21 protein-coding genes are annotated in these 25,755 nt (G+C 66.9%); 12 read left to right on the top strand and 9 right to left on the bottom strand.

All coding sequences use genetic code 11. The features are described 5' to 3' along the window. Positions 1-57 precede the first annotated feature (57 nt). The 3 genes from icmH to tssJ all read right to left on the bottom strand — a co-directional run bounded on the left by icmH (position 58) and on the right by tssJ (position 2,898). Entirely contained in the window at positions 58-840 is a 783-nt protein-coding gene (icmH, locus tag HWX39_RS32300; RefSeq protein ID WP_175971652.1) for a type IVB secretion system protein IcmH/DotU, read from the bottom strand. After that, positions 837-2,183: a type VI secretion system baseplate subunit TssK gene (gene tssK, locus HWX39_RS32305; protein WP_175971653.1), complete on the bottom strand. Its 1,347-nt coding sequence runs from the start codon at positions 2,181-2,183 to the stop codon at positions 837-839. The genes icmH and tssK overlap by 4 nt, the downstream gene beginning before the upstream one ends. Before the next feature lie 103 nt (positions 2,184-2,286). After that, positions 2,287-2,898 (bottom strand): type VI secretion system lipoprotein TssJ, encoded by a 612-nt coding sequence (gene tssJ / locus HWX39_RS32310; RefSeq protein ID WP_011350757.1) that lies wholly within the window; start codon positions 2,896-2,898, stop codon positions 2,287-2,289. Between the two features lie 374 nt (positions 2,899-3,272). Between tssJ and HWX39_RS32315 the strand changes: the two genes are divergently transcribed. The 9 genes from HWX39_RS32315 to tssA all read left to right on the top strand — a co-directional run bounded on the left by HWX39_RS32315 (position 3,273) and on the right by tssA (position 13,944). Further along, positions 3,273-3,902: a tetratricopeptide repeat protein gene (locus tag HWX39_RS32315; RefSeq protein ID WP_175971654.1), complete on the top strand. Its 630-nt coding sequence runs from the start codon at positions 3,273-3,275 to the stop codon at positions 3,900-3,902. A 45-nt stretch (positions 3,903-3,947) separates the two neighbouring features. Beyond that, positions 3,948-4,463: a type VI secretion system contractile sheath small subunit gene (gene tssB, locus HWX39_RS32320; RefSeq protein ID WP_006484395.1), complete on the top strand. Its 516-nt coding sequence runs from the start codon at positions 3,948-3,950 to the stop codon at positions 4,461-4,463. Positions 4,464-4,478: 15 nt separating this feature from the next. Further along, positions 4,479-5,969 (top strand): type VI secretion system contractile sheath large subunit, encoded by a 1,491-nt coding sequence (gene tssC, locus HWX39_RS32325; protein WP_011350759.1) that lies wholly within the window; start codon positions 4,479-4,481, stop codon positions 5,967-5,969. Between the two features lie 70 nt (positions 5,970-6,039). Then, positions 6,040-6,543 (top strand): type VI secretion system tube protein Hcp, encoded by a 504-nt coding sequence (locus HWX39_RS32330; protein ID WP_006477093.1) that lies wholly within the window; start codon positions 6,040-6,042, stop codon positions 6,541-6,543. A gap of 62 nt (positions 6,544-6,605) precedes the next feature. Next, positions 6,606-7,091 carry a type VI secretion system baseplate subunit TssE gene (gene tssE / locus HWX39_RS32335; RefSeq protein WP_006477092.1) on the top strand — a complete coding sequence of 162 codons (486 nt, stop codon included), beginning with the start codon at positions 6,606-6,608 and terminating at the stop codon, positions 7,089-7,091. Between the two features lie 76 nt (positions 7,092-7,167). Next, a complete protein-coding gene (tssF, locus tag HWX39_RS32340) occupies positions 7,168-9,003 on the top strand; it encodes a type VI secretion system baseplate subunit TssF (RefSeq protein ID WP_175971655.1) in 1,836 nt (611 codons plus the stop codon). Further along, positions 8,967-10,067 carry a type VI secretion system baseplate subunit TssG gene (gene tssG / locus HWX39_RS32345; RefSeq protein WP_175971656.1) on the top strand — a complete coding sequence of 367 codons (1,101 nt, stop codon included), beginning with the start codon at positions 8,967-8,969 and terminating at the stop codon, positions 10,065-10,067. Before tssF ends, tssG begins: the two co-directional genes overlap by 37 nt. Positions 10,068-10,110: 43 nt before the next feature. Continuing rightward, positions 10,111-12,780 (top strand): type VI secretion system ATPase TssH, encoded by a 2,670-nt coding sequence (tssH, locus tag HWX39_RS32350; protein WP_175971657.1) that lies wholly within the window; start codon positions 10,111-10,113, stop codon positions 12,778-12,780. 42 nt (positions 12,781-12,822) lie between these two features. Then, positions 12,823-13,944: a type VI secretion system protein TssA gene (gene tssA, locus HWX39_RS32355; RefSeq protein ID WP_071335508.1), complete on the top strand. Its 1,122-nt coding sequence runs from the start codon at positions 12,823-12,825 to the stop codon at positions 13,942-13,944. 81 nt (positions 13,945-14,025) lie between these two features. On the opposite strand, the gene HWX39_RS32360 is transcribed toward tssA, so the two are convergent. From HWX39_RS32360 to HWX39_RS32375, 4 genes are all read right to left on the bottom strand, one after another. After that, positions 14,026-14,988 (bottom strand): OmpA family protein, encoded by a 963-nt coding sequence (locus HWX39_RS32360; RefSeq protein ID WP_175971658.1) that lies wholly within the window; start codon positions 14,986-14,988, stop codon positions 14,026-14,028. 4 nt (positions 14,989-14,992) lie between these two features. After that, positions 14,993-15,982 carry a type VI secretion system-associated protein TagF gene (gene tagF, locus HWX39_RS32365; RefSeq protein ID WP_175957678.1) on the bottom strand — a complete coding sequence of 330 codons (990 nt, stop codon included), beginning with the start codon at positions 15,980-15,982 and terminating at the stop codon, positions 14,993-14,995. Beyond that, positions 15,979-19,926 carry a type VI secretion system membrane subunit TssM gene (gene tssM, locus HWX39_RS32370; RefSeq protein ID WP_175971659.1) on the bottom strand — a complete coding sequence of 1,316 codons (3,948 nt, stop codon included), beginning with the start codon at positions 19,924-19,926 and terminating at the stop codon, positions 15,979-15,981. Before tssM ends, tagF begins: the two co-directional genes overlap by 4 nt. Positions 19,927-20,227: 301 nt before the next feature. Beyond that, positions 20,228-21,073, bottom strand: a complete 846-nt coding sequence (locus HWX39_RS32375; protein ID WP_175971660.1) for a M15 family metallopeptidase — start codon at positions 21,071-21,073, stop codon at positions 20,228-20,230. Between the two features lie 121 nt (positions 21,074-21,194). Between HWX39_RS32375 and HWX39_RS32380 the strand changes: the two genes are divergently transcribed. Together HWX39_RS32380 and HWX39_RS32385 are read left to right on the top strand one after the other, a co-directional pair. After that, the gene (locus HWX39_RS32380) at positions 21,195-22,145 is read left to right on the top strand and encodes a phage tail protein (RefSeq protein ID WP_175971661.1); all 951 of its coding nucleotides are present in this window, start codon (positions 21,195-21,197) and stop codon (positions 22,143-22,145) included. A 211-nt stretch (positions 22,146-22,356) separates the two neighbouring features. Then, positions 22,357-23,382 (top strand): transporter, encoded by a 1,026-nt coding sequence (locus HWX39_RS32385; RefSeq protein ID WP_175971662.1) that lies wholly within the window; start codon positions 22,357-22,359, stop codon positions 23,380-23,382. A 24-nt stretch (positions 23,383-23,406) separates the two neighbouring features. Here HWX39_RS32385 and HWX39_RS32390 read toward each other — a convergent pair whose 3' ends face one another. Both HWX39_RS32390 and HWX39_RS32395 read right to left on the bottom strand, forming a co-directional pair. Further along, a complete protein-coding gene (locus tag HWX39_RS32390; RefSeq protein ID WP_175971663.1) occupies positions 23,407-23,559 on the bottom strand; it encodes a DUF1427 family protein in 153 nt (50 codons plus the stop codon). Positions 23,560-23,583: 24 nt separating this feature from the next. Beyond that, positions 23,584-24,561 carry a zinc-binding alcohol dehydrogenase family protein gene (locus HWX39_RS32395; RefSeq protein WP_175971664.1) on the bottom strand — a complete coding sequence of 326 codons (978 nt, stop codon included), beginning with the start codon at positions 24,559-24,561 and terminating at the stop codon, positions 23,584-23,586. A gap of 159 nt (positions 24,562-24,720) precedes the next feature. Here HWX39_RS32395 and HWX39_RS32400 point away from each other — a divergent pair, with 159 nt between their 5' ends. Further along, positions 24,721-25,641 carry a LysR family transcriptional regulator gene (locus tag HWX39_RS32400; protein WP_175971665.1) on the top strand — a complete coding sequence of 307 codons (921 nt, stop codon included), beginning with the start codon at positions 24,721-24,723 and terminating at the stop codon, positions 25,639-25,641. Positions 25,642-25,755: the final 114 nt, after the last annotated feature.

Here is a 25,755-nt window from a genome sequence, read left to right on the forward strand (position 1 = left end):
GGCGGTCCTTTCTTCATCAAGCAGCCGTGTTCGAACGAAGCACTACGTCGACGGCTCTCAAGGCAACGAAATCGTCAAATTAGCCGACTCCGGCCCGACCTTGATCACCTGCGAATAAGGCGCCAGCGCCTGCAGCGTCTTGTCCTTCAGATACGTGTTGAGCCCGAGATACCCGAGCAGCGCGACCAGCGCGAACACGGCCCCGATCGCCCAAACCGGCACCTCGCGCTTGAGTCGATGCGCGATCTGATCCGGCAACGGCCAATGCGGCGCGAACGGCGCCCGCTTGCCCTTCATATGCGCGATCTCGTCCCCCAGCCGCGCGGTAAGGTAAGCCAGCTTCTCCGGCCCTTCGAGCAGATACTTGCCCTGGAACCCGAGCAGCAGGCACATGTGAAACACTTCGAGTGACTGCAGCCGCGCCGCGCCCTGCGCGCGGCAATCCTCGAGATACTGGAAGAACTTCTCGCCCGCGAGCTGCTCGCCGAACAGCACGAGCTGCAGCGGCCGGCGCTCCCAGTCCGTGCGGATCTTGAACTGCGACGACAGCACCATCTCGTCGATCGCCGCGCAGAACGCGAACTTCGCGCCGTACACGTCTTCAGCCGCGATATTCAGCTTCTTCGCGCCGCGCTCGAAGTCCGACAGGAACTCCTGGATCCGCGTGCTGAATTCGCCCGCGCTCTCCGGCTCCCGCCCGTTCTTGAGCAGGAACAGCATGAAGAACCCGTCGTACAGCAGGTCGAGCAGCGAACGGGCCTGGAACGAGGCGTCGGTCGACGCCGGGGTATGCAGGGGGGCCGGCGCGTTGTCGCCGAACAGGGAAGGCGCGTAGCTCATGATGTGACCGCGATCAGTTCGAATTTCAGGTCATTGATGCCAGTCGGCGCGTAGATCATCGCGGACTGGGCCTGCAGCATGCGCTCGTACAGCGGGCTACGCGAATCGAGCGCGAAGTAGCATGCGCCGGGGCGGACCGGAATCGCGGGCGGCACCTGCGGCGTGTACGACAGCCGCACGCCGGGCATTGCCGACAGCACGAGCTTGTCGACGTCGTCGGGCGCGCCGACCTTGAAGCGGGCCGGTACCGCGTCGACGAGCTCGACGCTCGGCATGTCCGCGGACACCGCCAGGTAGAACTCGGTCTTGTCGTCGATCTTGCCGGAATCGAGGCGGCCGAGGTGGAACGACGGGCGCACCTCGTCCAGCGTGATCGCGAAGTAGCGCGTCGAGATCACGGTGTCGAGCAGCTCGCGCAGCATCAGGTCGAGACGCGCAAAGCTCGGGCCCGGATCGTCGTGGCGGTACACCGGCAGGTCGGCGAGCGTGTAGCCCTTCGAGAACGTCATCAGCTGGCCCGCGAGACGCAGCAGTTCCTGGAACAGCCGCTCCGGATGCAGCGCGGAGTGCTGGTGCAGGTGCGCGAGCGTCGCGAACGCGGCGTTCGCGGTGTGCAGCAGCCAGAACGACGCGATGTCGCCCGAGCGGAACTCGATGATGTTCTTCGACGGCTCGCGGTGGAAGCCGTACAGCGCGTTCACCTTCGCCTGCAGCGCGTCGACGAGCTGGCGCAGCCGCTGGTGCAGGATCGGCGACGCGTCGATCGCGAGGCACGGCGGCACGAAGCTGTCGTCGATCTCGAAACCGGACGTCGCGGTGCGGCGCACGCGCACGAGCGGCACCGACAGCAGCTGGTCGCGCGGCTCGCTGTGCGCGATCAGCTTGACCTGCGTCTTCAGGAACGTGATGTCGGCTTCGGCCGCGTCGGTGAAGTTGTCGCCGACGCTCGTCTGCTCGCTGACGAAACGCGTCATGAAGCCGGCGGACGGATCGTCGCTGTAGTTGGTGCCGTTCTCGCGCAGCGGGTGCAGCGCAAGATAGAACACGAATTCGTTGATGCCGTCAGGCAGCGTGTCCAGCGCGATCGGCGGCGGCAGGTCGTCGGCCTGCGGCGCGGCATACAGCGCGCCGTCCGGGAACACGAGCGCGAGCTCGGCCACCCGCAGCACGTTGCTGCCGAGCGCGTCCCGGTCGATGCGCACCGAGCGCACGCCCCAGTTGTACGGCTGGATCGCCTGGATCGATTCGAACAGGCGCGCTTCGTGGTACGCGTCCTGCCGCTGAAAGTGTTGAGGCCGGAGGAACAGCCCTTCCCCCCACAGCACCTTGGCCGAATAACTCATGTCAAATCCGGTTAATGTCGCGTTGCGATGTAATCGATTTGTTCGTGCCCGAATTAAATCGCCAATTGTTAACTCTTGTTAATTGACATTCGTGCGTCATTGTTTAACCGCAGGAGACCGAAGAAAGCAAATTCAGCGGTTGCGAAGGCGCACCCTGTTGCGGTGCGATGACAGTGCCGTCGGTGACCGTCATCGCGCAATTATGCAGGCCGATGATTATGCCGGATTTCTCCGACTTCACCGGGTCGAACGTCAGTTTCCATCGTTGCAGTGCGGGATCGCGGAACAGCGCGACGATGCCGAATGCCTGCGCTTCGCGCGAAACCTTCTCGGTCGCCGTATAGCGCTGGCCCGGAATCAGCGTGATTTCGCGCACGTTCAGCAAATCCGCGCCCAGCGCGGCCTTTTCCTTGGTCGGATCCGTAAATGCGTCGAACGGCGCCTGCTGGAACGACGTCGGGTCTTTCAGCGTATAGAGCCGCACGACGAGCGCGAGCGGTTTGTTGTCGGTCGCGGCGTTCAGGTTCGGCGCGGCGGCGAGCGTGATGCCGAGGTTGCGCGGCGGCTTTTGCGCGTCGGGCACCTCGGGCTTGCCGATACCGGCCGCGGACATCACGGCGCTCGCGGCCGAGCCGAGCAGCGGGGCGGCCGCGCATCCGGCCAGGAGGGCGCAGGCAACCAGCGGCAGCGCGTAGCGAATCATCAACGATCTCATCGTATTTCCGGCGTGCCGCCTTTTATCCCTGTCAAATCTGCCGGGTATTTCCGCGTTCGCTGCGTATCCCCGGCATTGCACTGTTCAATTATTAAGCACGCCCGCATCGTGGCAGGCGCCCGGAAAATTTTGCCGCCACCCCGGCGGCACGTCGCGGAACCAGTAAAACTTGCCCATTCCGGCCGAGAGAAAAATCGCTGCGAGCCCGCCGCGATAGGCCATTGGAGGGGGTAGCGCCCGGTTTTAAAAGGAATTACTCTTCACACGACGATTGAATTATGAAAAATTGATCGGTACTATACCCGCGCGCTTCTTGCAAAGCAAAAGAACCAGATTCTCAACGATTTAAAACTCACGCGCCGGTGGATATAACGATGAAAGACCGTCTCTTCGCAAAACTGTCTGGGGTAGTAGTGGCTTGCGGCGTGATCGCCGGCTGTGCGAGCCAGCCTCCCGCACCGCCGACCGCCGAGGTGTTCAACAAGTCGCTGGCGGACGCGGACGCAGTTGCGAAGGCGGGGGATCAGGACAAGGCCCTCGGCCTGTATCAGCAGCTCGCGAAGTCGGATCCGACGCGCGAGGAGCCGTGGTCGCGCATCGCGCAAATCCAGTTCGCGCAGAACCACTACGGTCAGGCAATCGTTGCCGCGCAGGAAGCCCTGCAGCGAGACGCGACCGACCGTCAGGCGAAGAGCGTGCTGGCCGTGGCCGGCCTGCGGATCGCAACGCAGTCGCTCGGCGAGCTGCGCCAGGATTCCTCGCTCGCGGGTGACGCGAAGTCCGACGCACAGGCGCTCGCGAAGCAGCTGCGCGACACGCTGGGCGAATCGGCGCTGTTCCCGCCGGAGCAGAAGCTTGTGAAGCCGCGCCCGCCGCGCCGGGTCGTGCATCGTCCGAAGGCCGGCGGTGCTGCACCGACGGCCGAGGCGGCCGCCACTACGCCGACGCCGCCCACCACGCCGCAGAAGGGCAACGCGGATCCGTTCGGCGCGCTGCGCAACTGACCGCAAACTGACGCGATAACCACAACTAACCTGGGAGCCGTCGAGATGGCCAAGAAAGAAAGCATTCAGAAAAGCTTGCAGAAAATACGGCCGCCGCGCGTCCAACTGACCTACGAGGTCGAGAAGGGCGACGCGATCGAGGTGAAGGAACTGCCGTTCGTCGTCGGGGTCGTCGGCGATCTGGCGGGCCAGTCCGAAATCGAGCAGCCGAAGCTGCGCGACCGTAAATTCGTCAACATCGATCGCGACAATTTCGACGACGTGATGAAGGCGATCGAGCCGCGCGCCGCGTTCCAGGTGGAAAACCGCCTGAGCCCGGAAGGCGGCAAGTTCGCGGTCGACCTGAAGTTCCGTTCGCTGTCGGATTTCAGCCCGGACGAAGTCGTCGAACAGGTCGAGCCGCTGCGCCGCCTGCTCGAGGCGCGCTCGAAGCTCGCCGACCTGCGCAACAAGCTCGCCGGCAACGACAAGCTCGAGGATCTGCTGTCCGAGGTGCTGAAGAACACGCAGCAGCTGCAGGAGCTCGCGAAGGGCACGGGCGGCGACAAAGACGGCGAATGACGACGGAGTGTTGAGATGAACCAGCAAACGGCTGCGGCCCAAGCGAGCGGCGCGGATTACGCCGCCGGGACTTCGCTGCTCGACGACATCGTCGAGAAGAGCAAGGTCGCGAAATCCGATTCCGAGCATGCGCGTGCGAAGGACCTGATCGGCGAACTCGTGCACCAGGTGCTCGACGGCACGGTGATCGTGTCGGACAACCTGTCGGCCACGATCGACGCGCGCGTCGCGGAACTCGACCGCCTGATTTCCACGCAGCTTTCCGCGGTGATGCACGCGCCGGAATTCCAGCGCCTCGAAAGCACGTGGCGCGGGATGGATTACCTGGTCAAGGAAAGCAACACCGGCCAGACGATCAAGATCAAGGCGCTGCACGCACCGAAGCGCGACCTCGTGCGCGACTTCAAGGGCGCGAGCGAGTTCGACCAGAGCGCGCTGTTCAAGAAGGTCTACGAAGAAGAGTTCGGCACGTTCGGCGGCTCGCCGTTCGGTGCGCTGATCGGCGATTACGAGATCTCGCGCCAGCCGGAAGACATGTACTTCATCGAGCAGATGTCGCACGTCGCGGCGGCCGCGCATGCGCCGTTCATCGCGTCGGCGTCGCCCGAGCTGCTCGGCCTCGAGTCGTTCTCCGACCTCGGCAAGCCGCGCGACCTCGGCAAGGTGTTCGATACGGTCGAATATGCGAAGTGGAAGTCGTTCCGCGACGCCGAAGATTCGCGCTACGTCGGCCTGACGCTGCCGCGCTTCCTCGGCCGCCTGCCGTTCAATCCGAAGGACGGCCAGACCGCGGAGAACTTCAACTTCGTCGAGGACGTCGACGGCACCGACCACGACAAGTACCTGTGGTGCAACGCCGCGTGGGCGTTCGCCGCGCGCCTGACGGCCGCATTCGACGACTTCGGCTGGTGCGCGGCGATCCGCGGCGTCGAAGGCGGCGGCCTCGTCGAGGATCTGCCGACCCACACGTTCAAGACCGACGACGGTGAAGTCGCGCTGAAGTGCCCGACCGAAATCGCGATCACGGATCGCCGCGAGAAGGAGCTGAGCGACCTCGGCTTCATCCCGCTCGTCCATTGCAAGAATTCAGATTACGCCGCGTTCTTCGCTGCGCAGTCGGTGCAGAAGCCCAAGAAATACAGCACCGACAGCGCGAATGCGAACGCTGTCCTGTCCGCCCAGCTTCAGTACATCTTCTCGGTATCGCGCGTTGCGCACTACCTGAAGGCGATGATGCGGGACAAGATCGGCAGCTTCGCATCGGCGCAGAACGTGGAGACTTTCCTCAACCGGTGGATTTCGCAGTACGTCCTGCTCGACGACAACGCCTCGCAGGAACAGAAAGCGCAATTTCCGCTGCGCGAGGCATCCATACAAGTGTCGGAGATTCCGGGCAAGCCGGGCTCGTATCGTTCGGTCGCGTTCCTGCGCCCGCACTTTCAGCTCGACGAACTCTCGATTTCTCTGCGACTTGTCGCTGATCTGCCCAAACCGGCAAATTCATAAGCGAGTAGATCGCCCGGGCGGGCCGCCTGGGTAGGACGTTAAAACCACCTCTTTGGGGAGTCGAAGGGCCATGTTACATATGCACTTGCAGTTTGGTAGTCCCGCGGTGAAGGGCGAGTCCGCGGACAAGGACCACCAGGGCTGGATCGAACTGAAATCATGGGATCACTCGATCGTTCAGCCGCGTTCGGCAACCGCATCGACCGCTGGCGGTCACACGATGACGCGTTGCGAGCACGGCGACATGATTTTCACGAAGGAAATCGATTCGTCGAGCCCGCTGCTGTACCAACACGCTTCGGGCGGCACCACGTTCGACGAGGTGACGGTCCATTTCTCGCGCGCGGACGGTGAAGGCAAGCGCGTGCAGTATCTGGAAGTCAAGCTCAAGTACGTGATCATCTCGAGCATCGCCCCGAGCGTTCGCGAAGAAGGTCTGCCGCTCGAGACGTTCTCGCTGAAGTACGCAGCTGTGCAGTGGAAGCAAACCCAGCAGAAGATCGGCGGCAACCAGGGCGGCAACACGCAAGGCGCCTGGAGTCTGACGAAGAACGACAAGACCTACGCGGTCTAAGGTCGGTTGCGGCAACGGGGCGCACGGCGTCCCGTTGTCGTTTTCGCAGTTTTCGCCGGCCGATGAAACGATTCGAACCCAGTTTTCTCGACAAGCTGTTCGACGACGAACCGCACCTGCCGGCCTCGGCAGCGATGCGGCAATTGTCGCTGGACGAGCTCAAGAACACGGTCGCCCGCGACGTCGAGGCGATCCTCAACACCCGTATCGCGCACACCGAGAACGAGCTGGCCGCGCTGCCGGAATGCCAGAAGTCGGTGCTGACCTACGGGCTGAACGATTTCGCGGGGCTGAGCCTCGCGAGTCACTACGACCGCGCGTTCATCTGCAAGTCGATCCAGCAGGCGATCGCGCGTCATGAGCCGCGCCTGCAGCAGGTTCAGGTGACGTTCGAGCTGAACGAGCAGGCGACCAACGCGCTCTACTTCGCGATCCAGGCGCTGCTCGTCGTGCACCCGGCCGAAGAGCCGGTGAGTTTCGACGCGATGCTGCAGCCGTCGACGCTCCAGTATTCGGTCACGCGCGCACGCGCGGCCAGAATGCAGTAAATCAAGCCGCCGAGCGGGCCGGACCGCCCGGTGGTGGACCAGGTCCGGCAGGAAATATTGAGGTTCGGGGTCGTCGATGGAAGAATTGCTGCCGTATTACGAGCGCGAATTATCGTTTTTGCGGCGCTATTCGCGAGATTTCGCCGAACGCTATCCGAAGATCGCGGCGCGGCTCGCGCTGTCCGGCGAGCATTGCGAGGATCCGCACGTCGAGCGGATGATCGAGTCGTTCGCGCTGCTTGGCGCACGCATCAACAAGAAGCTCGACGACGATTACCCCGAATTCACCGAAGCGCTGCTGGAAGTGCTGTATCCGCACTACCTGCGGCCGTTCCCGTCGTGCTCGATCGCGCAGTTCACGCCGGCCTCGCCCGGCCAGCAGACCGAACCGGTCGTGATCGATCGCGGCACCGAGCTGAAGAGCCGCCCGATCCGCGGCGTGCAGTGCCGGTTCCGCACCGCCTATGACGTGACGCTCGCGCCGATCCGCATTTCGGAAGCGCGCTACACGCCGGTTGCGCTCGCGCCGAGCGCGACCGTGCTGCCGTCCAATGCGACCGGCGTGATCTCGATCACGTTCGAATCGCTCGCCGCGCAGCTCGATCTCGGTGCACTGAAGCTGCCGACGCTGCGCGCGCACCTGCACGGCGAGCAGTCGTTCGTCGCCGCGCTGACCGACTGCCTGTTCGTCAACGTGCTCGGCGCGTATGTCGAGCCCGAGCGCAACGGCCGCTGGACGGCGCTGCGCAAGCTGCCGATCGCGCACGCCGGCTTCGACGAGGACGACGCGCTGATCGACTACCCGGCGAAATCGCATCCCGCGTATCGCCTGCTCACCGAATACTTCGCGTTCCCCGACAAGTTCGATTTCGTCGACTTCGACATCGCGGCGATCGCGCGCGCGAGCGGCCGCTGCCAGCGCGCGACGCTGCATCTCGTGCTGCAGGACGTGCGCAGCGATTCGCATGTCGCACGGCTGCTCGAACTGCTGACGGCGAGCCACTTCCGGCTGTTCTGCACGCCGATCGTCAACCTGTTCCGCCAGCACGGCGAGCCGATCCGCATCACGCACCGCGCGGTGTCCTACCCGGTGATCGCCGAGGCGCGGCGCGCGTTCGCGTACGAGGTGTATTCGATCGATTCGGTGAAGCTCGTCAGGCAGCAGGCGCACGAGGAATCGGTGATCGAGTTCCGGCCGTTCTATTCGCTGCATCACGGCGAATCGGCACGGATCGGCCATTACTGGTTCGCGCGCCGCAACGACTGGGTCGCGCAGAAGAGCCCCGGCTACGAAACCGAGATCTCGATCGTCGACATCGATTTCGAGCCGACCTCGCCGCAGACCGACACGCTGAGCCTCGACCTCACCTGCACGAACCGCGACCTGCCGTCGATGCTCGCGTTCGGGCTCGAAGGCGGCGACCTGTTCCAGGAAGGCGGTGCGCAGACGAGCGGCATTTCGCTGTTGCGCCGCCCGACGCAGAGCGTGCGCTTCGAGCGCGGCCGCGCCGCGCACTGGCGGCTCGTGTCGCACCTCGCGCTCAATCACGTGTCGCTGGTCGCGCACGGCCTTGCGCCGCTGAAGGAAATGCTGACGCTGTACGACCTGCGGCGCACCGCCGTGTCGATGCGCCAGATCGACGGCCTCGCCGGCGTCGAGCAGCGCGGCGCCGTGCAGTGGCTGCCCGGCAAGCCGTTCGCCACCTTCGTGCGCGGCATCGAGATCCGCCTGACGATCGACGAGGAACACTTCGTCGGCGCGAGCCTGGCCTCGTTCGTGCGCGTGCTCGACAGCTTCTTCGGGCTGTATGTGCACCTCAACAGTTTCATTCAATTAGTCGTGGTGTCGAAGCGCACCGGCGAGGAGATCATCCGATGCAAGCCCCGAACCGGCGAATCGATCCTGGCGTAGTCGACGCGCTGCTCGACGAGCCGCACCGCTTCGAGTTCTTCCAGGCCGTGCGCGTGCTCGAAGGGCTGTTCGCGCGGCAGGCGTCGGATGCGCCCGGCGCGTGGCGGCAGGGCGATGTGGTCGCGCAGCGCATCGAATTCCGCAACACGCTGTCGCTCGGCTTTCCGCCGAGCGAGATCGAAGGCGCGCGCTCGTTCGACGACGACGGCACGCAGCTCAAGACGGGCGAGGCGCGCGGCGCGGCGCTCGCGGCCGGCGAGCTCGGCCACGTCGAGCTGACGCCCGCGTTCTTCGGGCTGCTCGGCGGGCAGGGCGCGCTGCCGCTGCATTACACCGAGCAGATCATTGCGCGCGAGCACCTGAAGCGCGACCATGCGGCGCGCGCATTCTTCGACGTGTTCTCGAACCGCGCGACCGCGCTGTTCTATGCCGCGTGGAAGAAATACCGGCTGCCGTTCCATTACGAGCTCGACCGCGACGAGCGCTATCTGCCGCTGCTGCTCGCGATCGCCGGCGTGCCGAGCGACGAGGTGCGCGACAGCCTTGCGGCCGGTGTGGGCGGCGTGCTCGACGAGGCCGTTGCCGGCTATGCGCTGGCCGCGCGCCACCGGCCGATGTCGGCCGCGTACCTGCAGCGCACGCTGTCCGACTATTTCCGCGTGCCGGTGAAGATCGACCAGTTCGTCGGCAAGTGGTACGACGTGCCGCCCGACCAACTGAGCGTGCTCGGCGAAGTCAACGCGGTGCTCGGCGCGACGGCGCTCGTCGGCGAACGCGTCTGGCAGCGCGACATGCGCGCGCGGATCGTCGTCGGCCCGCTGTCGAAGCGCGACTACGAGGCGTTCCTGCCCGGCGGCGCGCACGCCATCGCGCTGGAGCGGATGCTGACGCTGCTCGCCGGCGTCACGCTCGAATACGAGGTGAAGCTCGTGCTCAAGCGCACCGAGGTTGGCGCGAGCGTGCTCGGCGCGGGCTCGCGGCTCGGCTGGGACGCGTTCCTGTGCACGCGCGAAGCGCATGAGGACCGCACCGACGCCCGCTACGAACTGCACGTGATTCACTGATACCGAACGACAACAAACACGCAACGAACCTGAGATCGACGCCATGAGCACGCCTCTGAAGACCCTGATCACGAAACTGAACCCGCTGTGCCGTCACGCGACCGAGCGTGCGGCAAGCGCGTGCCTGGCGCGCGGCCATTACGAGGTCGATCTGGAGCACCTGTTCCTCGCGTTGCTCGAGGAGCCGGCGGGCGACCTTCCGCTCGCGCTGCGCGCAAGCCGCGTCGATCCGCATGCGCTGCGTGCCGACCTGGAGCGCGAGCTGACGCGCCTGAAGACGGGCAACACGCGCACGCCGGTGTTTTCCGTGCACCTGATCGCGCTGTTCGAGCAGGCGTGGCTGATCGCGTCGCTCGATTCGCAGCTCGGCCGCATCCGTTCCGGGCACCTGCTGCTCGCACTGCTGACCGCGCCGGATCTCGCGCAGTTCGCGCAGCGGATGTCGTCGCAGTTCGCGGAAGTGAACGTGACGGACCTGAAGCACAAGTTCGACGAGATCGTGGCCGGGTCGAGCGAGGCCGAGCCGCGCCAGGCCGAGGCGGACGACAACGGCATGACGCCGGCGGCTGACGGCGCGGCACCCGCGGCCGGCCCGTCGAAGACGCCCGCGCTCGACACGTACACGACCAACCTCACGCAGCGCGCACGCGACGGCAAGATCGACCCGGTGATCGGCCGCGAAGCCGAGATCCGCCAGGCGATCGACATCCTGATGCGCCGCCGCCAGAACAACCCGATCATGACCGGCGAGGCCGGCGTCGGCAAAACGGCGGTCGTCGAGGGCCTCGCGCTGCGCATCGCGGCCGACGACGTGCCGCCGCCGTTGCGCGGCGTCGCGCTGCACGTGCTCGACATGGGGCTGCTGCAGGCCGGCGCGAGCGTGAAGGGCGAGTTCGAGAACCGCCTGAAGAGCGTGATCGACGAGGTGAAGAAGAGCGCGCACCCGATCATCCTGTTCATCGACGAGGCGCACACGATCATCGGCGCGGGTGGCCAGGCCGGCCAGAACGACGCGGCGAACCTGCTGAAGCCGGCGCTCGCGCGCGGCGAGCTGCGCACGATCGCCGCGACGACGTGGAGCGAATACAAGAAGTACTTCGAGAAGGACGCGGCGCTCGCACGCCGCTTCCAGGTCGTGAAGGTCGAGGAGCCGGGCGAGCCGCTCGCGGCCGCGATGCTGCGCGGGATGTCCGGCCTGATGGAGAAGCACTTCAACGTGCGGATCCTCGACGACGCGATCACCGAGGCCGTGCGCCTGTCGCACCGCTACATCAGCGGCCGCCAGCTGCCGGACAAGGCGATCAGCGTGCTCGACACCGCGTGCGCGAAGGTCGCGCTCGCGCACAGCGCGACGCCGGCGGCGATCGACGACACGAAGAAGCGCATCGAGCGGATCGACGCCGAAATCGCGTCGCTGGAGCGCGAGGCGGCCGGCGGCGCGTCGCACGACGAGCGGCTCGGCGAGCTGCGCGGCACGCGTGACACCGCGCTCGAACAGCTCGCGAAGGACGAGGCGCGCTATGAAGCCGAGCGCGCGATCGTCGCCGAGATCACCGCGTTGCGCGAAGCGCTCGACAAGGCCCGCGGCCCGTCGGAAGACGGCCAGCCGGTCGACGTGCAGGCGACCCGCGACAAGCTCGCCGAGCGCGTCGCCGCGCTGCACGCGCTGCAGGGCGGCGAGCCGATGGTGCCGCTGCAGGTCGACGGCCATGTGGTTGCCGAGATCGTCGCCGCGTGGACGGGCATTCCGCTCGGCCGGATGGTGAAGGACGAGATCGACACCGTGCTGAACCTGCAGCCGCTGCTTGCCGCGCGCGTGATCGGCCAGGACCATGCGCTCGACGCGATTGCGCAGCGCGTGCGCACCGCGACCGCGAACCTCGAGGATCCGAACAAGCCGCGCGGCGTGTTCATGTTCGTCGGGCCGTCGGGCGTCGGCAAGACCGAGACGGCGCTCGCGCTGGCCGACATCCTGTACGGCGGCGAGCGCAAGATGGTCACGATCAACATGAGCGAGTACCAGGAGGCGCACAGCGTGTCGGGCCTGAAGGGCTCGCCGCCGGGCTACGTCGGCTACGGCGAAGGCGGCGTGCTGACCGAGGCCGTGCGCCGCAACCCGTATTCCGTCGTGCTGCTCGACGAGGTCGAGAAGGCGCACCCCGACGTGCTCGAGATGTTCTTCCAGGTGTTCGACAAGGGCGCGATGGACGATGCGGAAGGGCGCGAGATCGACTTCCGCAACACGCTGATCATCCTGACGTCGAACGTCGGCTCCGCCGCGGTGATGCAGGCGTGCCTGAACAAGCCGGCCGAGGAACTGCCCGACCCGGACGCGCTCGCCGAGACGCTGCGCCCGCAGCTGTACAAGACCTTCAAGCCCGCTTTCCTCGGGCGGATGAAGGTCGTGCCGTACTACCCGATTTCCGACGACGTGCTGGCCGAGATCATCGAGCTGAAGCTCGAGCGGATCCGCCGCCGGATCGAGACGAACCACAAGGCGGCGTTCGAATGGGACGAATCGCTCGTCGATGCGGTGCTCGCGCGCTGCACCGAGGTCGATTCGGGCGCCCGCAACGTCGACCACATTCTCAACGGCACGCTGCTGCCGGAGATCGCGGGCCACGTGCTTGGCCGGATCGCCGACGGCGAGGCCATCGCGCGCATCGCGGTGCGCGCGGACGAGGCCGGCGAATTCACGTACACCGTCGAATGAGCGCGGCCGCGCATCACCAAGCATTGATGAACTGACCGAACCATGCCGATCAATCTCCCCGAGCTGCTGACGCCGATCAGCGATGCGTCGCCCAGCGGCGACGACCTGCTGTTTTCGAACGAATTCGACGCGATCCAGGATGCGCGGCGCTACGACGATCCGACGCTCGACCAGGGCGAATGGGTGACCGAGATCAAGGAGGCCGACTGGGGCTTCGTGGTCGACCATGCGGGCGAACTGCTGCGCACGCGCACGAAGGACCTGCGGCTCGCCGTGTGGCTGACCGAGGCGCTCGCGCTCGAGGACGGCATCACCGGCCTCACCGAAGGCTATGCGCTGCTCGAGGGCCTGTGCCGCGACTTCTGGGACACCGTGCACCCGCTGCCCGAGGACGACGACACCGAGCACCGGCTCGGCAACGTCGCATGGCTGTCCGGCCGTACGGCCGAGCTGCTGCGCGCGGTGCCGATGACGGACGGCGCGTCGAACGCGTTCAGCACGCTCGACTGGGAAGTGGCGCAGCACGTTGCACAGGCCATCAAGCGCGACCCTGAACACGCGGACGAGATCGCACGCGGCAAGCCGTCGATCGAGCAGATCGATTCGTCGCGGCGCGTGACGTCGATCGCGTTCTACACGGCGTTGCTCGCGAACCTGAAGGCGTTCGAATTCGCGCTCGATGCGTTCGAGGAGCGGCTCGTCGAGCGCGCCGGCGATTCCGCGCCGAGCTTCCGGCAGGCGCGCGACGCGTTCGAGACCGTGTACCGGCTCGCCGAGCGCTTTGCGCGCGAGCAGGGCTATACGGGCAGCGCGCCGCACACGCAGTCGGCGCCGCAGGCGCAGCCCGAACGCATCGAGCCGGTGTTCGGCAATCCGATCCAGACCGAGGAGACTCATGTGCAGCCGCAGCCCGTACCGCGCGCCCCGGTGCCGCAGATGATCGCCGGCATCCAGAACCGTGCGCAGGCCGTCGATCAGTTGCGCGCGGTCGCCCGCTATTTCCGCCAGACCGAGCCGCACAGCCCGGTCGCCTATCTCGCCGACAAGGCCGCCGAATGGGCCGACATGCCGCTGCACAAGTGGCTCGAGAGCGTCGTGAAGGACGACGGCTCGCTATCGCATATTCGCGAGCTGCTGGGCGTGCGGCCGGACGAGCAGTCGTAAACGCAACACGGGCGGCGCATCGCTGCGGCCGCCCGTCGTGTGCCGTGCCGCTTCGCATGGAAGCGGCCGGTCGATTCCCCGTTACTGCCCCACCCGGAACTCGATTCTCCGATTCCTCGCCCGCCCGTCCGCCGTATCGTTCGGCGCGATCGGCTGATCCGGCCCGACGCCCGTCGTCGTCATCTGCTGCGGCGGAATGCTCTTCGTGATCAGGTAGCCCTTCACCGCATCCGCGCGCGCCTGGCTCAGCGCGATGTTCGACGTGCGGTTACCCGAGTTGTCGGTGTGGCCGATGATGTCGACGGTGCGGTTCTGCATCTTCGCGAGCGCGGCCGCCATCTGGTCGAGAATCAGCTTGCCCTGCGGCGTGAGCGTCGCGCTGCCGGTCTCGAACTCGATCGTGCGGTTCGCGAGCGTCTGGTCGAGCACGCCCTGTTCGGACGCCGATACGCGCAGCCCGTTCCTGATCGTATACGTCGGGTTCAGCGTGTTCGCCATGTCGCTCGCGAGCTGCTGGCGTTGCGCCTCGTTGTGCACCTCGCCCTTCATCTCGATCTGCGTGCCGTTGATCTTCAGCTGCCCCTTGCTGATCTGCTTGAGCTGCGCGCCGAGCAGCTTCTGCACGTTCGCGCTCCAGTTCGGCGGCGTTGCGACGTCACCCACCTCGATCTGGTCGACGACGTTCGTCGCGCCGTAGGTATCGCGCAGCTTTTGCAGCACGGCGGCCTTGGTCGCCTCGTCGGGCACCTTGCCGCCGACGACCACCTGGCCGGGCGTCGCATTCGCGGGCGGCGGCGTGACGGTGTTCGCGGTGCCGGCCGTGCCGTGCACGACGGCGCCGGAGGCGGTCCCCGGCGCGACGCCGGTGTTCGCGGGCAGCGCGGTCGTCGCGACCGTGCCGTTGCCGACCGGCGTGACGGTCGCACCCGTGTTCTGCGCGAAGGCCGCGCCGCCGGCGAACAGCCCGGCGGCGAGGAGGGCGGCGACGGCGGGCGAGAAGGCGGCCGAAAAGCGTGCGCGCCGGACGTGAATCGTGCGATGCATCCCGTCAGCCTCCGATGAACGCTTCGCGGAACGCGTCGATGGCGACGCGCAGCGAGAGTTGCGGTTGGTCGAGGTAGCTGACGAGCTTGCTGATCTGGTGATCGTTTTGCGCATGGGCGTCGATCCACTCGGGATCGTCGATGTCGATGTTGTGGGCGGCGTAGGTCTGCGGGTCGACGACGCTCAGCAGGGTTTTTGCCGACGCGCCGTTGAAGCCGATGATGAGCCGTTCGCGCTCGGCGATCGTGCCGATGAAGATCGCGAGCTCGAAGTCGGCCTGCGCGACGAACGGCGCGATCAGTTCGAGCCAGAACGCGGCGACGAGGCTGCGGTAGAACGGATCGACCGGCAGCGGCAGCGTGAGGCCGCGCTCGATGTGCGACGAGCCGCTCTGCATCACCGGCCGCAGCAGCGAGCCGAGCGCGAGCATCGCGCCGCGCAGCCGCACGGGATGACCGCTTTCGAGCAGCATTTCCTGGAGGCCGTGCAGCGACTGGTGTTCGACGAAATCGTTGAAGGTGCCGTCATGCGACGTGCCGGGGCCGCCGACGTCGATCGGCACCTGCGTGTCGCCGAGCGCCTGCAGCGCGCCGGGCGGCTCTTCCTTGCCGAGCAGCGGCGGGATCTGCGTGGCGACGCGCGACCACAGCCGCGCGAACGCGAGCGGGCTGCGCGCGAGGAACGCGAGCGGCCGGTCGACCTCGAGCGCGGTTGCGCCGAGGAACGGGAAGCGGCGCATCGATACGTCGTGGCTCGCGACCATGTGGCCCGCGATCGCGAGCTTGCTGCGCGAGCCGAGGAACGCGAAATGCATCGGCTTCGCGTCCTCGTAGACGAGCTTCCAGCGCGGATCTTCCGCGAGCAGTTCGAGCGCCTGCGCGATCCAGCGGTCGAGCGTCTGCAGCAACTGCGGGTTGTGCGGGCTCTTCACGAAGTCGCCGCGCGACGGAATCTTGCCGAAGTAGGCGATCTGCGCCTGTACGGTTTGCGTCATTGCGCCCCCTGGGCATTCGTTGCGTTGGCGGCCGCGACGGCCGGCGCTGCGGCCGGCGCGCCCGTGCCGGCGGACTGGGTCGCGTTCTGCGCGGCGCCCGCGCTCGCGTCGGCGACCGACGACGGCAGCTGCAGGCCGCGCAGGCTCTGCTGCTGCGGCTGGTCACCGCCGCCGCCGGACGGTTGCGACGTGCTGATGATGCGCATCGTCACCGATACGTTCACGCTGCCCTGCGCCCACGTCAGGTCGAAGGTGCCGTCCGGACGGCGCTTGCGCTGCGCCGAGTTGATCAGCTTCTCGAGACCGTAGCGGCCCGGCTCGTTGACGAGCTGCACCGTGCGGCCGTCGAAGGTCGTCGCGGACAGCGTCGCGCCCGGCGAGCCCTGCGGGTTCGGCCACACGAAGTTGGTCCACTGCGGCGGCGTGTTGCGGTAGCGCAGTTGCTGGCCGTCGATCGCGATCGTGTATTCCGTCGTGCCCGTGCTCGGCTGCGGCAGGATCTGGAACACGGTCTGCGGTTCGGACGACGCGGCCGCGCTGCCTGCCGCACCGCCCGCGAGCGGCGCGACCCAGCGCGCGAAGCCGTTCGTGAAGTCCGGCGTGAGGCCGATGCCCATGTCGCCCCACGTGCGGGCGGCGAGGGTGTCGCCGCGGCGCACCGCGAGCGGCCCGAGCGTCGTGCCGACGAACTTCGCGATCGAGCCATCCGGACCGAACACCTGCGCGATTTCACCGGCGCCGGCCTCGACCTTCGCGCTCGCCGCGAACGGGTACTTCGTCGCGAGCGAGTTCTGGAACGGCTGGTAGACCTGCGCGTTCCACACCTTGTTGACTTCGGCGCTGGCCGGCTGGATCACGACCGCGAACGCCTGCATCAGCGGCCGCACGAGCAGCGGACGCAGCGACTTGCGTTGCGAATCGGTGAGGCCCGTCAGCATCTGCTCGTCGACGAGCTTCAGCGAATCGGCAAGTTCCGAACCGTTGCCGTCGAGCGTCTGCTGCATCAGCTGGCGCGCGCCCGGGCCCGGGTCGCCCTGGTTCTTGATCACGTTGAAGCGCGTGCGGACCTTCGACAGCGAATCCATGTAGCTCTTGAGCATCGACGTGCCGTCGTGCGTCGCGACGATCCGCGCGAGCCCGATGAACTCCTGGCCGATCGGACCCATCGGCACCTCGGCCGGATTGCCGTTGATGTCGATGTTGGCGGCCGCCACCTGGCCGGCCTGCGAGCGCGAGAACAGTTGCTTGACCCAGTTCACGACGCCCGTCTGCGCCTTCTTGATCGTCACGTTCGCGAGCGACGGGTTGTCCCACGACGTCTGGTCGTACGCGGTCTCGAGGATCTTGCGGATCGGCGAATCCTGCGGGTCGCCGAGGCGGTTCATCCCGTCGACGGCCTGGCCGAAGCTGCTGAAGCCCTGCACCGCGATGCCCTGCATGAACTTCTGCCAGTGCTGCGCGTACTCGGTCTTGTACATGCCGACGAGCGTCTTCTGGATCTGCTCGGGGCTGCCCTCGAGCGTCAGGTCGTCCTGCGTCGACGTGTTCAGCACCCAGTCCTTCGCCTGCAGTTCCTTGGTCGCCGCGTCGCGGATCGCCGGCTGCACGTAGTCGAACCATGCTTCGCGCGTGAACGTGCCCGGAATCGCGTAGCTGCCTGCCACGAGGCCCTGGTTGCCGTCGCCGACGATGCGCGCGATGGTCATCGGTGCGAAGCGGGTCGATGCGCGCGCCTTGATTTCCTCGTACACGCGCTGGCGGGCCGGCATGCCGCGCACCACGCGGCGCAGGTTCTCGCGGGTCTGGTCGACGAGCGCGAGGTTCGCGTCGATCATCGGCCAGTCGTCGTCATTCACGCGCGACAGGTAGAACGAGATCATGCGTTCCGCGCTCTTGATCATCTCGTCACGCGGCATGTTGCCGCGATTCGTCTCGAGCCAGCCGCGCCAGAAGCGGGCGAGCTGGTCGGTCAGGTGCGCCTGCTCGACGTGACGCTTGTCGGACAGCATCAGGTACGTCTTGAGCGCGTTGTACGCGTCCTGCACGTTGGTCGGCGACGCGTCGCTGTAGAGGCCGCCCTGCGGTGCGGCCGGCGGTTGCGCGGCTGCGGCCGGCGCGGTGCCGGATGCGGCCAGGGCGGCGCCGGCCTGCGGCGCGGCGCCTGCCGCGTTCGTCGAAACCGGAATCGTGCCCCCCTGCACGGCGCCCGATTCGGGCGGGCGCGTCATCGGCACGAGCTGCTCGGGGTGCGCGTTCACGTCCTTCATGAACGACGCGAGGTTCTGCGATACCGGGGCCAGCAGGATCTGGCGCACGCCGTTGTAATACTCGGTCAACAGGTGCTGCTCGAGACGGTCGCCCTGGTACAGGCCGAGCGACACCGAAACCGGCTTGTCGCGGCGGAACTGTTCGAGCTGCTCGATCCGGTCCTCGAGGATGTCCATCGCCTGCAGGCGCGATTGCAGGTCGTTGCGGCCCTGCTGCAGCCGCGTGACGTTGTCGAGGTCGGCCTGCACGTTCGCGACGAGCTGCTGGTTGCCGATCGTCGACCAGGTCCAGCCGCCGAGCGCGAGCGCGAGCGCCGCGACGAAGCCGAAGAAGGTCGCGTAGCGCAGCCGCGTCTTGGTCGGGCTCGCGAACTGCCGCACCGTCTGGCGGTCCGCGAAGATCACCTTCGAGAACAGGTCGCGCAGGAAGAAGCCGTTCTTCGAGAACGCGCTGTGCGGTTTCGGCAGCGCGGTGCCGTCGAGGCCGAAGCGATGCGCGATGCGCTGCGCGGCCGCGCTGTTGGTTTCGCCTTCCTGCAGCGCGCTGGTGAAGTAGAAGCCGCGGAAGATCGGCTTGTACTGGAACGGGTTGTTCTCGAACAGCGTCGCGAGGAACGCGCGCAGCGACGGCTTGATCGTCGAGAATTCGAGCGGGAAGCTCAACTGGCCCGGCGACAGCTGGTTGCCGCGCGACAGCGACAGCTGCGCGACGCTGATTTCCTTCAGCCCTTCGTAGAGTTCCTCGAAGTGCGTGTCGAACTGCGCGACGACGTCGCGCTTGTCGTCGGGCTCGTAGGGCAGGGTGGCGCCCCACACGCGGTCGTACTCGTGCTTGTCGCTGCTGCTGAAGAATTCGGTGAAGCCGGTGATCAGGTCGGCCTTCGTGAACATCACGTAGACCGGCGCGAACACTTCGAGCTTCTCGGTCAGCTCCTGAACGCGCTGACGGAGGTTCTTCGCGAGGTTGATCGCGAATTCGGGGCGGTTGCCGGTGAGTTCGGCGATGCTGGCCGTGACGATGATGCCGTTGATCGGCGCCTTCGGGCGATAGCGCTTGAGCAGTCCGAGGAAGCCGAGCCATTCGCTGCGATCTTCCTCGTGCACCGAATAGCGGCCGGCCGTGTCGAGCAGGATCCCCTCGGTCGTGAAGAACCAGTCGCAGTTACGCGTACCGCCGATGCCGTGGATCACCGCGCTGTTCTTGTCGGCGAACGGGAACTGCAGGCCGGAATTGAGCACGGCGCTGCTCTTGCCCGCGGCCGGGTTGCCGATGACGATGTACCACGGCAGTTCGTACAGCGCGGAGCCGCCCGACACCTGGCCGATCTTCGACGTCTTGATCGTCTTCACCGCGTCCGACAGGCGCGTGCGCAGCACGTCGAGGTCGGCCGTCTTCGCGTCGGGGGCGAGCGCGGCGGCGGCGGGCGCGGCGATCTTGCCGGTTTCCGCCTGCTCTTCCAGCACCTGCCCGAGCTGCTGGTTCGCGCGCTTCACGCGCCAGCGGCGCCACAGCGCGACGACGAGCCACAGCGCGAGGATCGCCGCGAACGCGATCGCCGCCCACAGGAGCGGCAGCTGCAGCATGTCGGCGACGATGAAGAGAATGGCCGCTAGCGCGACGATCCCGACGATCGAGAGCGTACGCGGATGAGTCAGCACGTTGAGGATGCGTTGCATAGGACGTTCAGGTTCCGGTGCGATTCGGTGAGGCGACGCAGGCGCGCCGAGCGGTAAGGGTGGCGCCGCGATGTGTCGCCATGCTGTCAAGCGGGATGAAGGGGGCTGGCATCAATGCGCCCGCGGCATCGGAGAGGGCGCGCGCATTAACGAAAGGACGCTGTGAGATTTAAAACGGAAGCGGCGGCCGGAAAAAATCGCGCACCGGAATGCATGATTTTTTGCGCCGCCCATATCGTTTCCTGCCGGGATATTAAAAAGCCCCATGCCGCCCTCATTATTTCCTGTCCGGCAGCCCTGGCTAGCTGCCGCGTCCCAGTTTAAAACCGGGTTTATGGTATTCCACGTGCCCAAGATCCATCATTTTCCAGCGGCCCCCCCAGGTCAGGCCAACCTGTTCGGCGACCTGGCCATACAACTGGTAGCCGCGCATCGCCCACGGATCTTTCTCGGAAATGACCAGCTTGCCGTCGCGCAGGAATGCATTGTCGGCCGCCAGCCCGAATTGGTGATAACTCTGGAAGGCTGCCGCGTTGGTCACGCTACCGCCCATCTGTGCCAGCCGGTTCTGCCGTTCCGGGCTCCGGTAACCTTCCAGCAACGCCATTTCATAACCATATTGTTCGTGCATGATCTTGTAGACCAGCAGCAAACGCGTACGGAAATCCGGGTCCAGCAGGTTCCAGTCGCGGCTCGCATCCTTCAGCGCCGGGCGGACCTGTTCGACTTCCTTGGTGGCGAAGACTTCCGGCGGCAGCGGCGGGGGCGGCACGAGCTGTTCGCCCTGCAGCAGCGCGGCGATCTTCTCGTCGGGCACGCGCGCCGTGTCGTCGTACTGGAACAATTGCCGGCCGCGTAACGCAATGGCGACCAATGGCGGCGTCGCAAGAATACCTGCCGATACCGCAATCATCAAGCGTCGCCGAATCAGTAAATTTTGCACATCGTTTAAAGCACCGCGCGTAGCGCTTGCCGATTTAACAATCTGACTTCGCGTACGTGCGGCGCGATCGTTCGCACGGCGCGTTAGACGGCCGTGAAACTGCGTGACGGATTCGAAAACGGTCGCGCGGATACCCGGTAAAAGCAACAGTGCCGCAACGGCTACGGCAAGGGCGAAATAGGCGACGAGTGCGACGGCAATCAAAGAAATCCCCGGAAATTGGAATTGATTGTGTTTTGCAATGCTTGCTCTTAGAATCAGGCTGCTTCGAGAGGCTGGGCTATATTATCGCGGTGAATTAAACCAGGATTCAATGAGACGCTGAATGAGTGCGCCGGAAAATTCAAATTCGAAATCTCCGCCCAGCCTGCTGTCCGATACCAAACCGGCAGGCGACGGAGCTCAGCAGTCGCGCATTCTCGCGAATCTGGAAGGACGTGTCACGCCGCCGGCCGAACCGCCGCGCCGTTCGCTGAAGGCGCCGATCGCCGCCGTCGTGGCCCTGGTGGTTGCCGTCGGTGGCTGGGGCGCGTGGCGCATGCAGCATTCGGGCGGGCAGGCCGCCGCCGTCACGGCCGAGGCTGCGCCTGCCGCACCGGCGAAGGCCGCGGCGGCCAGCGACGCCGCCGTGCAGGTCGCGCAGAATGCCGCGTCCGCCGCACCCGCCGTGCAACCGGCCACGATCGTCAACGACGACGCAGCTTCCCGAACCGTTGCATCCGCATCGTCCGCATCAGCCGCGGACAACAGCCGCCTGTCGCGTGCGCTCGCCAATGGCGCCGACGACGCATCGGGCGCGGCCACGGCCGGTGCAGCCGCCGCTGCGGCAGCCGCGACGACCAAGACCGCGAAGGCCGACGCCGCGAAGGGCGCGAAGGTCGCCGCGCATGGCAAGGCCGACACGAAGGCCGATGCGAAGGCCGAGGCCCGCAAGCATCACAAGGAACAGCAGGCCGAGCTCGCGCAGGCGAAGAAGCATCGCGATGCGACGCCGACCCGTACCGCGAAGGCGGGCGGGAAGGACGATCCGGATGCGGATCTGCTCGCGGCGCTCGTCGCGCGCACGAAGCCGGCCGACAAGAAACTCGCCGCGCAGAAGGCGCAGGCGGTGCCGACCAAGACGGCCGCGACGACCGGCTCGCTGGCGTCGCGCGTGAAGGAGTGTTCGGAGCGCGGTTTCTTCGAGGACCAACTGTGCCGCTGGCGCGTCTGCGAGGGTCACTGGGGCAAGGATCCCGCGTGCCCGAGCGCCGCGCAGTCGGAGACGCGGCAGTAACGCGTCTCGCGCGTGTCGACCCGCCGCACCTGCGCCGCCCGTCGGGCGGCGCTTTGCATTCGGGGCACGGAATCGGCCGGTATGATGCGGCGTGACGCTGTCACCGGCGCGTCATGCCCGTCGGGCATACGTTTCCTTTCCTTTCCTTTTCCGGCGCGGGCGCGCGGCCTGCTTTGCGCGGCGCGCCGTGCGCCGCACGACCTTCGACACGATGGACCTGATCGTACAGACTTACGGCGCCGATACGTCCGGCATGGTGTGCGGATTCCGCTTCGTTCCGGGCGGATCCGGCGCGACGCTCGATGCGGACGCGGCTGCCGCGTGGCTGCGCGCGTGCCGCGAGCACGATGTCGCGTCGGACGATTTCGTCTGGCTGCACTTCAATCTCGCGCACGGCGCGAGCGAGCGCTGGATGCGCACGCATCTCGGGCTGCCCGACAGCTTCTTCGAATTCCTCCACGAAGGCTCGCGCTCGACGCGCATCGAGCAGGAAGACGGCGCGTTGCGCGCGATCGTCAACGACGTGATGTTCAACCTCGAACTGACGCCGTCGGAGATCGCGACGCTGTTCGTCCACGTCGAGCGGCGCATCATGGTCACCGCGCGGCTCAAGCCGCTGCGCTCGGTCGATACGCTGCGCGCGTGCGTGCGCGACGGCGAGCAGTTCAGGTCGCCCGCCGAGCTGCTCGTGCACCTGCTGCGCGACCAGGCCGACCTGCTGATCCAGATCATGCGGCGCACGAGCATCGACGTGGACCGCATCGAGGATCGCTTCCTGTCGCAGCGGCTCACGTCGAACCGCATCGAACTCGGCGCGATGCGCCGCACGCTGACGCGCCTGCAGCGCATGCTCGCGCCCGAGCCCGGGTCGATCTTCCGGTTGCTCGCGAAACCGCCTGCGTGGCTGCATCTGGAAGACGTGCAGGAGCTGCGCGAATCGACCGAAGAGTTCTCGCTGGTGCTGGCCGATCTGGCGGGGCTCAACGAGCGGATCAAGCTGCTGCAGGAAGAGATCGGTTCGCGTCTCGACGAGCAGAACAACCGGACGCTGTTCACGCTGACGCTCGTGACCGTGATCGCGCTGCCGATCAATATCGTTGCCGGCTTCTTCGGGATGAACGTCGGCGGCGTGCCGTTCTCGGAGAACAAGCACGGCTTCTGGCTGATGGTGCTGCTCGTCGCGGGTTTCACGGGGCTCGCCGCGTGGTGGGCGTTCCGCCGGCGCGACGATCGTTAGGACAGCCGGCGCCGGATCGACTCGTCAGCGCAGCAGCGCGATCGCGCGTTCGCCGATCACCATCCCGAGCAGGCCCGCGAGCGCGACGAGCGGCGGGGCCGGTGAGCGCACGTGCAGCAGCGCGTACAGCACGCCGACGCCGAGGCCCACCGCGAGCGAAATCACGTAATCCATCATGGCAGTCTCCCGTGTGGTCCGGTGTCAGGGCTTGAGAATGACGCGCTCGCGTGCACCGGCCAGCACCGCGCGATACGCGTCGTGTGCGCGCTCGAGCGGGTAGACGTAGTCGTCGCCGATCGGGAACGGGCGCAGCGTGCCGTTGCCGAAGCCGGGCGCGAGCGTGTCGAGGATCTGCGCGACCGTGGACCCGCCGAGCTGTAGCGAATCGACGCCCACGAACGTGTGCTGGCCGCGATAGAACGCGAAGATGTCGAACGGCACGCTGCGGTCGATCGTCGAGATGAAGATCTGCCGCGCACCGATCGCCATCGATGCGTTCGCCGCTTCGAAGTACGGGCTGCCGACCGTGTTGTAGACGATGTCCGCGCCGTGGCCGCCGGTTGCCGCGCGCACGGCGTCTGCCACCGATTCCTTCGACGCATCGATCATGTGCACGTCGCCCGATGCGTGGCCGCGATAACCGCCGGCGCTGCGCTCGACCCCGATCACGGTCGCGCCGTGCGCGGTCGCGAGCTGGATCGCGGCCTGGCCGACCTTCCCGTTCGCGCCGAACACGAGCACGACGTCGCCGGCCGTCGGCATGCCGGCGCGGCGCAAGCCCTCATATGCGGTGACGAACGGCACGCCGACGCCGGCCGCTTCGTCGAGCGTCAGCACGGCGGGCTTGCGGCGCACCAGGGCCGCGTCGAGCACGAGCCACTCCGCGTGCGAGCCGTCGCGATGCACGCCGAGATCGCCACCCGAGCCCCACACCGGCGAGCCGATCCAGCCGTCCGGGCCGCTGCGCACGATGCCGGCCCAGTCGCGCCCGGGCGTGCGCGGCCACACCGCGTGCGGCATGCGGCCGAGCGCGGCCTTCACGTCGCTCGGGTTGACGCCGGCCGCGCGCACCTCGATCAGCATCTGGCCGTCGGCCGGGACCGGCGTGTCGATTTCCCTGACCCGCGCGTCGAGCGACTCGATGTCGGCGGCGGGGGCGTCGAAGCGGATGCTGCGCATGATGATCTCCGTGGCGGATGGCTGTCGCGCGGCCCGGCGGGGGGGCGTGCAGCGGGTGAAAAGGATGAATGCAGTCTAGTCGTCCCGGTTTGACGCGGAAACGTGCAAAGGCGGATGATTGTTTTGCGATAGACGCATAGCCAAATAGGAAGGCACTGAATGGACGACTTTCTTTTCCCGCATCTGGCGCTGTTCGTCGACGTGGTCGACCAGCAGAGCTTCTCGGCGGCCGCACGCCGGCTGGGCGTCGCCGCGTCGTCAGTCACGCGGCGCATCGACCGGCTCGAGACGCAGCTCGGCATCCGTCTCCTGCATCGCACCACGCATGCGCTGAGGCCGACCGAGGCCGGACAGCTGCTGTACGGGCGCGCGACGCGGATGCTGGCCGAGCTGCGCGGCCTGCAGGAAGACCTGCACAGCCAGCATGACGAGCCGAGCGGGCTGCTGCGCGTCGACTGCCCGGCGCCGTTCGGCCGCCGCCACCTGATGGCCGCGCTGGCTGCGTTCATGCAGCGTCATCCGGCGCTGCAGGTCGACCTGGTGCTGACCGACTCCATGGTCGACCTGCAGGGCGCGCGGCTCGGCTCCGACGTCGATCTCGCGGTGCGCATCGGCCCGCTCGAGGACACGCGCTTCGTCGCGACCGTGCTGGCGCCGCAGCGGCGCGTGCTGTGCGCGAGCGCGGCGTACCTCGCGCGGCGCGGCGAGCCCGAGTCGCCCGACGCGCTCGCCGGCCACGACTGCCTGGCATGGCACGGTGCGCCGCCGCCGGGCGCGTGGCGCTTCGGCGAGCGCCGCCACGTGCCGGCGCAGCCGCGGTTTCGCAGCAATCACTCGGAAGCGTTGCTCGAAGCCGCGATCGACGGGCTCGGTCTCGCGCACCTGCCGACCTGGCTCGCGGCAGACGCGTTGCGCGACGGACGCTTGCGCGCGGTGCTGCCGCAGTTCGCGGCGGCGCCCGAGCCGGCGACGATCCACGTGTTGCGCCAGCCCGCGCGCGGCACCGCACGCGCGTCGCGGCTCGTCGCGTTCCTCGCGACCTGGTTCGCGCAGCCGGCGTGGGATGCCGCGTGGGCCTGACGGCGACGGCGGGCGGCACGCCGCGCGGCCGGCCGAATGCCGGACATCAACGCGCCGGGCATGAAAAAGGGCCTCGCATGCGAGGCCCGTCAAAGGTCGGAGAAGCCGGTACGC

The sequence above is a fragment of the Burkholderia sp. BCC0322 genome (assembly GCF_902833045.1).
GTDB lineage: Bacteria > Pseudomonadota > Gammaproteobacteria > Burkholderiales > Burkholderiaceae > Burkholderia.